At 74.2% G+C, this 13,522-nt stretch carries 10 protein-coding genes and 1 riboswitch; of the genes, 1 reads left to right on the top strand and 9 read right to left on the bottom strand.

Going from position 1 to position 13,522, the window contains the following annotated elements:
• The first annotated feature begins 45 nt into the window (after positions 1-45).
• Positions 46-780, top strand: a complete 735-nt coding sequence (locus tag N8I86_RS10345) for a ZIP family metal transporter (RefSeq protein WP_073892385.1) — start codon at positions 46-48, stop codon at positions 778-780.
• A gap of 14 nt (positions 781-794) precedes the next feature.
• Here N8I86_RS10345 and cobI read toward each other — a convergent pair whose 3' ends face one another.
• The 9 genes from cobI to N8I86_RS10300 form a co-directional block, all read right to left on the bottom strand.
• Positions 795-1,526: a precorrin-2 C(20)-methyltransferase gene (cobI, locus tag N8I86_RS10340; protein WP_123439759.1), complete on the bottom strand. Its 732-nt coding sequence runs from the start codon at positions 1,524-1,526 to the stop codon at positions 795-797.
• Positions 1,523-2,884: a cobyrinate a,c-diamide synthase gene (locus N8I86_RS10335; protein WP_263277626.1), complete on the bottom strand. Its 1,362-nt coding sequence runs from the start codon at positions 2,882-2,884 to the stop codon at positions 1,523-1,525. The genes cobI and N8I86_RS10335 overlap by 4 nt, the downstream gene beginning before the upstream one ends.
• Positions 2,878-3,477, bottom strand: a complete 600-nt coding sequence (gene cobO, locus N8I86_RS10330; RefSeq protein ID WP_263277625.1) for a cob(I)yrinic acid a,c-diamide adenosyltransferase — start codon at positions 3,475-3,477, stop codon at positions 2,878-2,880. The genes N8I86_RS10335 and cobO overlap by 7 nt, the downstream gene beginning before the upstream one ends.
• A complete protein-coding gene (locus N8I86_RS10325) occupies positions 3,477-5,480 on the bottom strand; it encodes a putative cobaltochelatase (protein ID WP_123438321.1) in 2,004 nt (667 codons plus the stop codon). Before N8I86_RS10325 ends, cobO begins: the two co-directional genes overlap by 1 nt.
• Positions 5,477-9,127 (bottom strand): cobaltochelatase subunit CobN, encoded by a 3,651-nt coding sequence (gene cobN, locus N8I86_RS10320; protein WP_263277624.1) that lies wholly within the window; start codon positions 9,125-9,127, stop codon positions 5,477-5,479. The genes N8I86_RS10325 and cobN overlap by 4 nt, the downstream gene beginning before the upstream one ends.
• A complete protein-coding gene (locus N8I86_RS10315) occupies positions 9,124-10,632 on the bottom strand; it encodes a cobyric acid synthase (RefSeq protein WP_263277623.1) in 1,509 nt (502 codons plus the stop codon). The genes cobN and N8I86_RS10315 overlap by 4 nt, the downstream gene beginning before the upstream one ends.
• Positions 10,629-11,573 carry a cobalamin biosynthesis protein gene (locus N8I86_RS10310; RefSeq protein WP_073892369.1) on the bottom strand — a complete coding sequence of 315 codons (945 nt, stop codon included), beginning with the start codon at positions 11,571-11,573 and terminating at the stop codon, positions 10,629-10,631. Before N8I86_RS10310 ends, N8I86_RS10315 begins: the two co-directional genes overlap by 4 nt.
• Before the next feature lie 102 nt (positions 11,574-11,675).
• Positions 11,676-11,816: riboswitch (cobalamin riboswitch) on the bottom strand.
• A gap of 144 nt (positions 11,817-11,960) precedes the next feature.
• Positions 11,961-12,188 (bottom strand): hypothetical protein, encoded by a 228-nt coding sequence (locus N8I86_RS10305; RefSeq protein ID WP_073892368.1) that lies wholly within the window; start codon positions 12,186-12,188, stop codon positions 11,961-11,963.
• Between the two features lie 34 nt (positions 12,189-12,222).
• Positions 12,223-13,494 carry an inorganic phosphate transporter gene (locus N8I86_RS10300; RefSeq protein WP_073892366.1) on the bottom strand — a complete coding sequence of 424 codons (1,272 nt, stop codon included), beginning with the start codon at positions 13,492-13,494 and terminating at the stop codon, positions 12,223-12,225.
• Positions 13,495-13,522 lie beyond the last annotated feature (28 nt).

The raw sequence follows: 13,522 nt of genomic DNA, 5'->3' as shown, positions 1-13,522 counted from the left end.
ACGCCGGATGTGCGCGAAGGCACCTCCATCGGATAGCAAGGGCCTATGGCGGTCTTCGTCGCGCTCGGCGCGTTCCTGATGACGCTGGCCGGCGGCTGGACGGCACAGCGCGTGACCGACCGCAGGCATCTCGTCCTCGGACTCGCCGGCGGACTGATGCTGGGCGTGGTCGGCCTGGACCTGCTGCCGGAGGCGCTGCGGGCGGCGGACCGCGAGGTCTTCGGCGTACCCGCCGCCCTGTTGCTGTTCGTGGCCGGATTCCTGCTGGCCCACCTGGTCGAGCGCACCCTCGCCGCCCGGCAGGCCGCGCACGGCGGCGCCGAGGGACACCGCCACCGCGCGCCCGAGGTGGGCCTCACGGCGGCCGCCGCGATGGTGGGTCACAGCGCCATGGACGGTGTGGCCATCGGCGCGGCCTTCCAGGTGGGCGGCGGCATGGGCACGGCCGTGGCGCTCGCCGTGATCGCGCACGACTTCGCCGACGGCTTCAACACCTTCACCCTGACGAGCCTGTACGGCAACGCGCGCCGGCGCGCCATCGGCATGCTGGTGGCCGACGCGTGCGCCCCTCTCGTGGGCGCGCTGTCGACCGCCTTCTTCCACATCCCCGAACCGGTGCTCGGCGGGTATCTGGGCCTCTTCGGCGGCGTCCTGCTCTATCTCGCCGCCGCCGAGATCCTGCCCGAGGCCCACCACGAGCACCCCGCCCGCTCCACGCTGCTGTGCACGGTCGCGGGGGTCGCGTTCATCTGGCTGGTGGTCGGCCTCTCCGGCGCCTGACCACGGGCGCGGTGTCACAGCTTGCCGCCCCGCCCGCCGTCCCGGCGCGGGGGCGCGATCAGCGTCGACAGGTACGGCAGCGGCGCCCCGTCCAGCTCGGCGGCCGGCCGCACCGACTCCTCGGGCAGACCCAGTGCCGACCCCCACACCGCGTCCCCGAGCCGCCCGGTCTCCCGCAGTGCCTCGGCGACCTCCGCGGCCTGCCGGCCGAACTTGTAGGCCACGACGGTGCCCGGCCCGGCCAGCGCCTCCTTCAGCACCGCCGACCCGGCGGTGACGGGGACGAGGGTCAGCGGCTCGGTGCCCTCCGTCAGCACGGCGCCCGACCGCGCGGCGAGATCCTGCATGGCCGTGATCCCGGGCACGGTCTCCACCACGACGCCGGGCACCAGCTCGGCGATGGTCTGCGCGAGATACGTGAACGTCGAGTACACGTTGGGGTCGCCGATGGTCGCGAAGGCCACGGAGCCGTGCCGCCGCAGCAGTTCCGCGACCCGTCCGCCGGCCGCGTCCCAGGCCGCCTCGCGGCGCGCCCGGTCCGTCCGCTCGTTCAGCGCGAACACCACCCGGACGATGCGCTCCGCGGGCACGTAGTGCGCCACGGTCGCCTCCGCCCGCCCCCGCTCACCGGTGTCCATCACCGGTACGACGACGACGTCGGCCGCACGCAGCGCGTTGACTCCCTTGACGGTCACCAGCTCCGGATCACCGGGACCGACCCCGACTCCGACCAGCGTGCTGCTCATGACGTCCGGCACCTCTCCACGAACCGACGGGCGACACCGGGCTCGGACGCCCAGTGCGTGTGCAGGTAACTCGCGTGCACGCCCTGCTGTACGAAACCTTCGACCCGCCGGACGGGGGCGCGCACGCCCCAGGCGGGAGCGGCCCCGGCGCCCGGCTCGACGACCGTGCGGTGGAACTCGTGCCCCCGCATCCGCGTCCCCGCGGGCGCCAGGACACTGTCGCCGACGGCCACCGCGTCCCGGTAGCCGAGAGTCAGCCGCTCGCTCATCCGGGCGGAGGCGTCGAGCACCCCGCACATGGGACGTCCGTCCAACTCCCGGCACAGATAAAGCAGTCCGGCGCACTCGGCGGCCACCGGGGCGCCACTGAGCGCGAGGGCGGCGACGGCCTCGCGCAGCGGCTCGTTGGCGGACAGCTCGGCCGCGTACACCTCGGGGAATCCGCCGCCGACGACCAGCCCGGCGGTGTTCTCGGGCAGCCGCTCGTCCCGCAGCGGATCGAAGGTGACCACCTCGGCACCGGCGGCGGCGAGCAGCTCGGTGTGCTCGGCGTAGGAGAAGGTGAACGCGGGACCGCCGGCGACGGCGACCACGGGCCCCGGCCCTCGGGCGGGCCGGACGTCGGGCGTCCAGGGGGCGGTGTCCGCCGGCAGCGGGCCGGCGGCGCGCGCCAGCGCCTCCAGGGCCGCCAGGTCGCAGCCCTCGGACACCGCCGCGGCCATCGCCGCCACGGCCTCCACCGCGGCCGTCCGCCGCTCGGCGACCGGCACCAGCCCCAGGTGGCGCGAGGGCGTCTCCACCGGGGCCGCCCGCCGCAGCGCGCCGAGCACCGGCACCCCCGACGCGTCCAGCGCCTCCCGCAGCAGCGACTCGTGCCGGTCCGAGGCGACCTTGTTGAGGATCACGCCCCCGACCCGCACCCGCGGATCCCAGGACGCGAACCCGTGCACCAGCGCCGCCACCGACCGCGACTGCGACGAGGCGTCCACGACGAGCACCACGGGCGCCCGCAGCAGCTTGGCGACCTGGGCCGTGGACGCGAGCTCCCCCTCGCCCGCGGCCCCGTCGTACAGCCCCATCACTCCCTCGACGACCGCGAGGTCGCAGCCCCGCGCGCCGTGCAGGAACAGCGGAGCGACCAGCTCCGGCCCGCACAGGTACGCGTCCAGGTTGCGCCCCACCCGCCCGGTCGCCAGGGAGTGGTACCCGGGGTCGATGTAGTCCGGCCCGACCTTGTGCGGGGACACGGCGAGCCCCCGCGCGGCGAACGCGGCCATCAGCCCCGTGGCCACGGTGGTCTTGCCGCTGCCCGACGAGGGCGCGGCGATGACCAGCCGGGGCACCGACGTCGTCACCACTCGATGCCCTTCTGGCCCTTCTGCCCCGCGTCCATGGGGTGCTTGACCTTGGACATGTCGGTGACGAGGTCGGCGAGGTCCACCAGCCTCTCCGGCGCGTTCCGGCCGGTGATCACCACGTGCTGCGTGCCCGGGCGGTTCCGCAGCACCTCCACCACCTCGTCCGTGTCCACCCAGCCCCAGTGCATCGGGTAGGCGAACTCGTCGAGCACGTACAGCCGGTACGTCTCGGCGGCCAGGTCCCGCTTGACCTGCTCCCAGCCCTCCCGGGCCTTCTCCTCGTTGTCCATCTGGGCGTCCCGCTGGACCCAGGACCAGCCCTCGCCCATCTTGTGCCAGTCGACGGTCCCGCCCTCGCCGGAGGCTCCGAGCACCCGCAGCGCGTTCTCCTCGCCGACCTTCCACTTGGCCGACTTCACGAACTGGAACACCCCGATGGGCCAGCCCTGGTTCCAGGCGCGCAGCGCGAGCCCGAACGCGGCGGTGGACTTGCCCTTGCCGACCCCGGTGTGCACGACGACCAGCGGACGGTTCCTGCGCTGACGGGTCGTCAGGCCGTCGTCCGGTACGACACTCGGCTGTCCCTGCGGCACTACGCGGCCCTCCTCGACGTCCCCTGCACATCCCTGACCAGACCGGCGATCGAGTCGGCCCGCAGCCCGTCCAGCGTGACGGCCGCACCGCCCAGCTCATCCGCGAGCCGCCCCGCGAGACCGAGCCGTACCGGTCCCGACTCGCAGTCCACGACCACCGAGGCGACCTGCTCGGCCGCGAACAGCCGCGCCGCCCGCCCCGCGTGGGCGACCGGCTCCGGACCACCGGTGGCCCGCCCGTCGGTCACCACCACGACCAGCGCGCGCCGCGCCGGATCCCGCAGCCGCTCCACCCGCAGCACCTCGTGCGCCCTGAGCAGCCCGGCCGCCAGCGGTGTACGGCCACCGGTCGGCAGCGACTCCAGCCGGGCTGCGGCCGCGTCGACGGACGAGGTCGGCGGCAGCGCGACCACGGCGTCCGCACCCCGGAAGGTCACCAGACCCACCTTGTCCCGCCGCTGGTAGGCGTCCAGCAGCAGCGAGAGCACGGCGCCCTTCACGGCGCCCATCCGCTGCCGTGCCGCCATCGACCCGGAGGCGTCCACCACGAACAGCACGAGGTTCCCCTCGCGCCCCTCACGGGTCGCCTGCCGCAGGTCGTCCCGGCGGATCACCAGACCTGGCCCGGACCGGCCGCGGGCCCGCTGGTGCGGGGCGGCGGCCTGCACGGTCGCCGCCAGGTGCAGCTTGGTCAGCGCGCCGCGGGGCCGCCGGGCCCCGGTCGTCCGCCCGTGCTCCGTCCGCGCCCGGGACCGCCGCCCGGCGGCGCCCTCGCCGATGCCGGGCACGCTCAGCACCTTGGCCCGGAACGGCTCGGAGGCCCGCGCGGCCGACTGCTCCTGCGCGCCGGACGCCTGCGGCTGCCCGCCCTCACCGGCCTCGGGCCGCGCGGCACCGCCGGCGTCGTCCTGCGGCCCGCTGTCCGGCGCCGGCTGCCCGCCGCCGCCACCGGGGCCGTCCGGATCGGGGTCGTCGTCGGTGTCGCCGTCGTCCCCGGAGAACTGCTCCAGCGTCTCGTCCAGCTTGTCCTCGTCGAGCCCCGGCGCGTCGAAGGGGTTGCGCCGGCGCCGGTGCGGCAGCGCGAGCAGCGCGGCCTGCCGCACGTCCTCGGCGAGCACGTCGGTCCGTCCGGCCCACGCGGCCAGCGCGGTCGCCGTACGGGCCATCACGATGTCGGCGCGCATGCCGTCCACCTCGAAGGCCGCGCAGGTCGCCGCGATCTGCCGCAGCGCCCCGTCGCCGAGCCGCACCTGCGGCAGCAGCCGCCGCGCCGCCACGATCCGCTGCCGTACGGCGGCCTCCTCCTCGGCCCACCGGGCCCCGAAGGCGGCCGGGTCGTCGTCGTACGCCAGCCTGCGGCGCACCACCTCGACCCGCTGCTCGGGCTCCCGCGAGGCCGCCACCTCCACGGTCAGCCCGAACCGGTCCAGCAACTGCGGCCGCAGTTCGCCCTCTTCGGGGTTCATGGTGCCGACGAGCAGGAAACGGGCCGCGTGCCGTACCGAGACACCCTCGCGCTCCACGTACGACGCACCCATCGCCGCCGCGTCCAGCAGCAGGTCGACCAGGTGGTCGTGGAGCAGGTTGACCTCGTCCACGTACAGGATCCCGCGGTGGGCGTCGGCCAGCAGGCCCGGCTCGAACGCCTTCACGCCCTCCGCGAGCGCCCGCTCGATGTCGAGCGCGCCGACCAGCCGGTCCTCGGAGGCGCCGACGGGCAGTTCCACCATCCGCGCGGGTCGCCGGGCACCGCCGCCCGGCTCGTGCGGACCGTCGGGGCACGACGGGTCCGGTGCCGCCGGGTCGCAGGAGAAGCGGCAGCCGGACACCACGTCGACCTCGGGCAGCAGCGCCGAGAGCGCGCGCACGGCGGTCGACTTGGCGGTGCCCTTCTCACCGCGCACCAGCACACCGCCGACCGCCGGCGAGACGGCGTTCAGCAGCAGCGCGAGCCGCAGGTCGTCCTGGCCGACCACGGCCGTGAACGGGAACGGGGTGGTCACTGGTCGCCCTCCAAGTCGCCTTCCAGCTCCAGATAGGTGGCGCGCAGCCGCTCCAGCGTGTCCGCGTCCGGCTCCGCCCACAGCCCGCGGTCCGCCGCCTCCAGCAGCCGCTCGGTGATCCCGCGCAGCGCCCACGGGTTGGACTTCTTCATGAAGTCCTGGTTCTCCGGGTCGAAGACGTACTCCGCGCTGAGCTTCTCGTACATCCAGTCGTCGACCACGCCGGCCGTGGCGTCGTACCCGAACAGGTAGTCCACGGTCGCCGCCATCTCGAAGGCGCCCTTGTAGCCGTGCCGGCGCATGGCCGCCATCCAGCGCGGGTTCACCACACGGGCCCGGAACACCCGGTGGGTCTCCTCGCCGAGCGTGCGCGTGCGCACCTGGTCGGGTACGGCCGAGTCACCCACGTACGCCTCGGGGTTGGCGCCGGTCAGGTGCCGGACCATGGCCACCATGCCGCCGTGGTACTGGAAGTAGTCGTCGGCGTCGACCAGGTCGTGCTCGCGGGTGTCGACGTTCTTCGCCGCGACCGCGATCCGCTGGAACGCCGTCTCCATGTCGCCGCGCGCCGCCCGCCCGTCGAGCCCGCGCCCGTAGGCGTAGCCGCCCCACACCGCGTACACCTCGGCGAGGTCGGCGTCGGAGCGCCAGTTGCGGGCGTCGATCAGCGGCAGCAGGCCCGCGCCGTACGCGCCCGGCTTCGAGCCGAAGATCCGGGCCGTGGCGCGGCGCCGGTCGCCGTGCCCGGCGGTGTCCTCGTCCACGTGCGCCCGCACGTAGTTGGACTCGGCCGGCTCGTCCAGCTCCGCCACCGCCCGCACCGCGTCGTCGATGAGCCCGACCACGTGCGGGAACGCGTCCCGGAAGAAGCCGGAGATGCGGACCGTGACGTCGATGCGCGGCCGGCCCAGTTCCGCGAGCGGGACCACCTCGAAGCCGGTCACCCGGCGGGAGGCGTCGTCCCACACCGGGCGGCAGCCCAGCAGCGCCAGGATCTCGGCGATGTCGTCGCCCTGGGTGCGCATCGCGGAGGTGCCCCACACCGTGAGCCCCACCGACCTCGGGTACGCGCCGGTGTCCTGGAGGTAGCGGGCGACGAGCGAGTCGGCGAGCGACTGCCCGACCTCCCAGCTCAGCCGCGAGGGGATCGCCTTGGGGTCGACCGAGTAGAAGTTCCGGCCGGTCGGCAGCACGTTGACCAGACCGCGGGTCGGCGAGCCCGAGGGGCCGGCCGGCACGTAACCGCCGTCCAGGGCCCGCAGGATGTGGCCGATCTCGTCGGTGGTGCGGGCGAGACGCGGGACGACCTCGGCACAGGCGAACTCCAGCACGGCCACCGCGTCCGGGAGTTCGGTGCCCAGCACGTCCCGCAGGACACCGGGCACCTCCGCGCCGTCCCAGGCACCCGCCTCCAACCGCTCCGCGATCCGCCGGCACAGCTGCTCCAGCAGGTCGATCGCGTCGGACGCGGTCCGGGCCGGGCCCGCCACCAGGTCGGTCAGCTCCACCGGCACCTTCACCGGGGCGCCCGGCTCGGCCAGCAGTTCCTTCTCCTGCAACCCGAAGTACGCGGCCAGCGCGGCCCGCAGCCCCGGCAGCGCGTTCGCCTGCCCGCCCCACACCTGCGAGGCGCGCAGCACCGCGAGGACCAGGTTCACACGCGGCTCGCCGACCGGACCGCCGCCCAGGATGTGCAGACCGTCACGGATCTGCACGTCCTTGATCTCGCACAGGTAGCCGTCGATGTGCATGACGAACTCGTCGAACGCCTCGTCGTCCGGCTGCTCGGCCACGTGCAGGTCGTGGTGCAGCTCGGCGGCCTTGACCAGCGTCCAGATCTGCGCGCGGACGGCCGGGGCCTTCGCCGGGTCCAGGTCGGAGACGAGCGCGTACTCGTCCAGCAGCTGTTCCAGCTTGGCCAGGTCGCCGTACGTGTCGGCGCGCGCCATCGGCGGGACGAGGTGGTCGACCACCGTGGCGTGCCCACGCCGCTTGGCCTGCGTGCCCTCACCGGGGTCGTTGACGATGAACGGGTAGATCAGCGGCAGTTCGCCGAGGACCGCGTCCGGTGCGCAGCCGGCGCTCAGGCCGAGGCCCTTGCCCGGCAGCCACTCCATCGTGCCGTGCTTGCCCATGTGCACGACCGCGTCGGCGCCGAAGCTGTTGTCCAGCCAGCGGTAGGCCGCCATGTAGTGGTGCGAGGGCGGCATGTCGGGGTCGTGGTAGATCGCGATCGGGTTCTCGCCGAAGCCGCGCGGCGGCTGGATCATCACGACGACGTTCCCGAACCGCAGGGAGGCCAGCACGATGTCGTCGCCGTCCACGTACAGGTTGCCCGGCGGCTCGCCCCACGCCTCGGTCATGGCGTCCCGCAGCTCCGGGTCGAGCTTCTCGAACCAGGCCCGGTAGTCGGCCAGCGGAACCCGGGCGGGCGCCGCGGCCAGCTGGTCCTCCGTCAGCCACTCCACGTCGTGGCCGCCGGCCTCGATCAGCCGGTGGATCAGCTCGTCACCGTTGTCCGGGTACTCGGTGAGGCCGTAACCCGCCTCCCGGAGGGCGTCCAGGACGCGCACCGCCGACGCGGGCGTGTCCAGGCCGACCGCGTTGCCGACGCGCGAGTGCTTCGTCGGGTACGCGGTGAAGACCAGGGCGATCCTCTTCTCCGCGTTCGCCTTGTGCTTCAGCCGCGCGTGCCGCAGGGCGATCCCGGCCACCCGCGCGGCCCGCTCCGGGTCGGCCACGTACACCGGGACGTCGTCGGGGCCCTGCTCCTTGAAGGAGAACGGCACGGTGACCAGGCGGCCGTCGAACTCCGGGATCGCCACCTGCATCGCCGCGTCCATGGGGGACAGGGCGGCGTCCGACTCCTCCCAGGCGGCCCGCGAGGAGGTGAGGCAGAGCCCCTGCAGGACGGGCACGTTCAGGTCGGCGAGGGCGCCGATGTCCCAGGCCTCCTCGTCACCTCCCGCCGACGCCTGCGAGGCGTGTGTGCCGCCGGCCGCGAGCACGGTGGCGACCAGCGCGTCGGCCCGCCCCAGCAGCTCGTACAGCCCGTCGTCCGCGCCGCGCAGCGAACCGCAGTACACGGGCAGGGCGTTGGCGCCCTTCGCCTCGATCGCCTCGCACAGGGTGTCCACGAAGCCGGTGTTGCCGCTCAGTTCGTGCGCCCGGTAGAAGAGCACGCCCACCGTCGGCCGGTCCGCCCGCGGTTCGTACGCCCCGTGCACGCCGTACTCCGGCATGCTGTGCGGGCCCTCGAAGCCCTCACCGGTCAGCAGCACCGTGTCCGACAGGAACCGGGACAGCTCCAGCAGGTTCGCCGGGCCGCCCTCGACCAGGTACTTCAGCGCCTCCGCCACCACACCGGCCGGCACCGACGACTCCGCCATCAGCTCGGCGTCCGGCACGGCCTCGCCGCCCAGCAGCACGGTCGGCACACCGGACGCCCTCAGCGCGGCCAGCCCGTCCTCCCACGCGCGCTTGCCGCCCAGCAGCCGGACGACGGCGATGTCCGCGCCCTCGACCAGGCCCGGCAGTTCGGCGGCGACGTCGACCCGGGTGGGGTTGCCGATCCGGTACCCGGCGCCGCAGGCGCGAGCGGCCAGCAGGTCCGTGTCGGCGGTCGACAACAACAACACTGTGCTCATGCGGGCGCTCCCGGTGGAATGAAAGGCAGTCCTTGCGGCGCGCCCGACTCGATGAGCTGCCAGAGCGCGTCCGTGTCCGCGTGCTGTTCGATCAGGTCGCCGAGCCGGTCGAGCTGCTCCTCGCGCAGCGCGGCGAAACAGGTGTCCGGCGCGGGGACGAAGCGGCGGCCCGCGGCGGCCGCCACCTCGCGCAGGAAGGCCCGCCGGAAACCGTCCGACTCCAGCGAACCGTGCCAGTGCGTGCCCCACGTCCGGCCGACCCGGCAGCCGTCCAGGAAGGGCTCGCCCCCGCCGACGGTGGCCACCCCGTGGTGGATCTCGTATCCCTCGACCGGTTCGCCGAGGGCCTCGCCGACCGGCCGGGTCAGCGTCTTCTCGCGGGCGAACCGCACCCGCACGGGCAGCAGTCCGAGCCCGGCGACCTCCCCGGCGCGCGACTCGACCTCGTCCTCGATGTGCTCACCGAGGATCTGGAAGCCACCGCAGATGCCGAGGACCGGACGTCCCTCGGCCGCCCTCCTGGCGAGGGCCCGCGCGAGCCCGCGCTCCCGCAGCCACTGGAGCGCCCGTACGGTCCCGCGCGTGCCCGGGACCACCACGAGGTCGGCGTCCGCCAGCTCCTCCGGGCGGTCCACGAACCGCACCACGACACCCGGTTCGGCGGCGAGCGCGTCCACGTCGGTGAAGTTGGACATCAGCGGGATCGCGCACACGGCGACCCGCAGCACGTCCTCACCGACCGGGGGCGCGACGGCGGACTCCCGGACCGTGCCGCGCAGCGACACGCGCAGTCCGTCCTCCTCGTCGATGCCGAGGCCGTGCCGGAACGGCAGGACGCCGTAGGTGTGCCGCCCGGTCAGGCCGTGCAGCATGTCCAACCCCGGCTCCAGCAGGCTGACATCGCCCCGGAACTTGTTCACCAGGAACCCGGCGACCAGCTGCTGGTCCTCGGGGGAGAGCAGGGCGACCGTGCCGAAGAAGGAGGCGAAGACGCCCCCGCGGTCGATGTCCCCCACCACCAGCACCGGCAGCCCGGCGCCCCGCGCGACGCCCATGTTGACGATGTCGGTCCGCCGCAGGTTGATCTCGGCCGGGCTTCCCGCCCCCTCACAGATCACCGCGTCATACGTGCCCCGCAACTCGGCCAGGCAGTCCAGCACCGTGCCCAGCAGCCGCTGCTGGCGCCCGCCGTGGTACCCGCGCGCGCTCATCTCGCCCACCGGCCGGCCCAGCAGCACCACCTGGCTGCTCTGCTCGCCGCCCGGCTTCAGCAGCACCGGGTTCATCTGCGCGGTCGGCTCGATCCGGCACGCCTGCGCCTGCATGGCCTGCGCCCGCCCGATCTCCGCACCCTCCCGGGTCACGAAGGAGTTGAGGGACATGTTCTGCGCCTTGAACGGCGCGACCTTCACCCCCTGGCGCACCAGCCACCGGCAGATCCCGGCCGTCACGACGCTCTTGCCGGCGTCGGAGGTGGTGCCGGCGACGAGGAGACCCCCGTTCACTTCCCACGTCCCTTCACGAGTCGGCGCGCGGCGACGGTGACGCCGAGCGCGAGCAGGCCGACGCGGCGGGAGAGCCGTACGGCCCGGTCGATGTCGGTGGCCCGGACGGCGCGCCCGGTCCGGCCGTTGAGCACCGGGCGGTGCTCGACCCGGCCGCCGTAGGACAGCGTCCCGCCCAGGCGGACTCCGAGGGCGCCCGCGAACGAGGCCTCCACGGGCCCGGCGTTGGGGCTCGGGTGCCGGTGCGCGTCGGCCTTCCAGGCACGCAGGGCACCGCGCGGATCGGGGCCGGCCGCGGCGGCGAGTACGGCGGTCAGCCGGGCCCCGGGCCAGCCGGCGAGGTCGTCCAGGCGGGCGGAGGCCCAGCCGTAGCGCCGGAACCGGGGCGACCGGTGACCCACCATCGCGTCCAGGGTGTTGACCGCCCGGAAGCCGAGCAGCCCCGGCACTCCGGCGACGGCACCCCACACCAGGGCGCCCACCACGGCGTCGGACGTGTTCTCGGCGACCGACTCGACCACGGCCCGGGCGATCCCGTCGGCGTCCAGCGCCTGCGGGTCCCGGCCGCACAGATGAGGCAGCCGCGCGCGGGCCGCGTCGACGTCCCCGGTCTCCAGGGCGTGCCCGATGGCCCGGGCCTCCCGGGCGAGCGAAGTCCCGCCGACGACCGACCAGGTGGCGGCGGCGGTCAGCGCGGCCGCGGCGGCGGGGGAGGGGCGTACGGCGCGTGTGGCCAGCGCGCCCAGGGCCACGGCGCCACCGGCGCACACGGCGGTGTGCAGCGTCCCCCAGCCGCGGTGGTCGTGCCACAGCGCGCTCTCCACGGCCCCGGCCGCCCGTCCGAACGCGGCGACGGGATGCCCGCGGCGGGGATCGCCGAGGAGCAGGTCACCGAGAAGGCCGGCGGCGGCGCCGTACGCGTAGGAGCGATCGGCACCCATCGGCTCAGCCGGCCGTGGGCACAGGGGCGGGCCTGGTACTGGTCCTCGATCGGCAGCCGAGCATGGCGATACGTGTCCTCACTCAGGGTGTCCGCGCCCTGGTTCGACTGATCCGGCGGTGAGAGTTCCTGGCTCCCGGGGGTTCTTCCCCGGTCACAGTGGCGGGACCGCGCCGGATTCGCACCGGCTTCCTCTCTTGCCGCCGTACATGGCCTGGGCAGTCCACCACGCGCCCGGAAGGGCCGTCAACTTGCCTTTGACCTGCGTGGGGAGAGTGTGCCGATCCCCACATCGTGGGGCGGGCGAGCATGCCGGAGGCTCCCCTCCCGGGCGGGGAGGGGAGCCTCTGCGGTGCTCGTTCGCGTCCGCCGTGCGGCGGACGCCGGGTCAGGCCTTGGCGACGATGAGATACATGCCGTACGCCACCGCGGCCGCGCAGGCGGCGAAGCAGACGTACGCGCCGGTGACGGCGAGGGCGGCGGAGTCGCCCTGGGCCGCGGCCTGTTCGCGCCGGGCCAGGCCCTTGATACCGAGGGTGAACAGGGCCACCAGGCCCACCGTGACCACGAGGCTGACGCCGAAGACGGAGCCGAGGGCCGCCCAGTCGATCTTCATGGGGATGCTTCCTTCAGTAACCGGGGTGCCGGGGTCAGACGGTGGCGGCCGGCGGCGTAGCCGGGGCGGCGGAGGCGGGGTCGGCGACCCGGCCCGGGCCGGTGGACTGGTGCGGGAAGGCGACGGCCGGGTCCTCGGCGACCGTGCCGGCGGGCGGCGGGATCACGGCGGCGATGGCGGTGGTCACCACGCCGGCCGGCTCCTCGGTCTCGGCGACGACGTTGGTGTGGTCGACGACCTCGCGGCGGGAGAGCTTCCAGATCGCGGCGCTGGCGGAGACCAGGAAGACCGCGACGACGGCGGTGCCCCAGTCACCCAGGTCAGTGACGGACTCGGCGCCCGCGCCGACCAGCGCGGCGGCCGGCAGGGTCAGCGCCCAGGCGACGAACATCCGGGTCGCGGTGGACCAGCGGACCACACCGCCCTTGCGGCCCAGACCCGCGCCCATCACCGAGCCGGAGACGACGTGGGTGGTGGAGAGGGAGAAACCGAGGTGCGAGGAGGCCAGGATGGCGGTCGCGGCGCTGGTCTGGGCGGCGAAGCCCTGGCGCGGCTCCAGGTCGGTCAGGCCCTTGCCCATGGTGCGGATGATGCGCCAGCCGCCGATGTAGGTGCCGAGCGCGATGGCCAGACCCGCGGAGAGGATGACCCAGGTGGGAGGGTTGGAGCCGGGGGAGATGGCACCGCCCGCGATCAGCGCGAGGGTGATGATGCCCATCGTCTTCTGGGCGTCGTTGGTGCCGTGGGCGAGGGAGACCAGGCCGGCGGAGGCGATCTGGCCGGCGCGGTAGCCCTTGCGCGTGGCCTCGGCCTCGGCCTTGCCGCCGATGCCGTACGAGAAGCGGGTGGCCAGCATGGCCGCGAGGCCCGCCACGATCGGCGCGGCGACCGCGGGCAGCAGCACCTTGGTCACCAGGACCTCGCCGTGGACCGCGCCGAAGCCGGCCGAGGCGACGGTGGCGCCGATCAGGCCGCCCATCAGGGCGTGCGAGGAACTGGACGGCAGGCCCACCAGCCAGGTCAGCAGATTCCAGAGGATCGCGCCGACCAGGGCGGCGAAGATGACCTCGGGACGGATGCCGGTCTCGTCGACGAGACCCTTGGAGATCGTGTTGGCGACCTCCACGGAGAGGAATGCGCCCACAAGGTTGAGGGCGGCGGACATGGTCACCGCGATCTTGGGCTTCAGGGCGCCTGTCGAGATGGTGGTGGCCATCGCGTTCGCGGTGTCGTGGAAACCGTTCGTGAAATCGAACGCGAGAGCGGTTACCACCACTATCGCGAGGATCAGCGAGAAGCTTTCCATTTACCCAGGCAATCGTTCGAGGTCGTTG

It is taken from the genome of Streptomyces albidicamelliae (assembly GCF_025642175.1).
Lineage (GTDB): Bacteria > Actinomycetota > Actinomycetes > Streptomycetales > Streptomycetaceae > Streptomyces > Streptomyces albidocamelliae.
The sequence above is the reverse complement of the archived record's forward strand: the minus strand, read 5'-3'. Positions and strand labels throughout refer to the sequence as shown.

Coding starts and splice junctions, on each gene's coding strand:
- cobN (WP_263277624.1), bottom strand. CDS start 9,127: ATGAGCACAGTGTTGTTGTTGTCGACCGCCGACACGGACCTGCTGGCC.
- N8I86_RS10310 (WP_073892369.1), bottom strand. CDS start 11,573: ATGGGTGCCGATCGCTCCTACGCGTACGGCGCCGCCGCCGGCCTTCTC.
- N8I86_RS10345 (WP_073892385.1), top strand. CDS start 46: ATGGCGGTCTTCGTCGCGCTCGGCGCGTTCCTGATGACGCTGGCCGGC.
- N8I86_RS10300 (WP_073892366.1), bottom strand. CDS start 13,494: ATGGAAAGCTTCTCGCTGATCCTCGCGATAGTGGTGGTAACCGCTCTC.
- cobI (WP_123439759.1), bottom strand. CDS start 1,526: ATGAGCAGCACGCTGGTCGGAGTCGGGGTCGGTCCCGGTGATCCGGAG.
- N8I86_RS10305 (WP_073892368.1), bottom strand. CDS start 12,188: ATGAAGATCGACTGGGCGGCCCTCGGCTCCGTCTTCGGCGTCAGCCTC.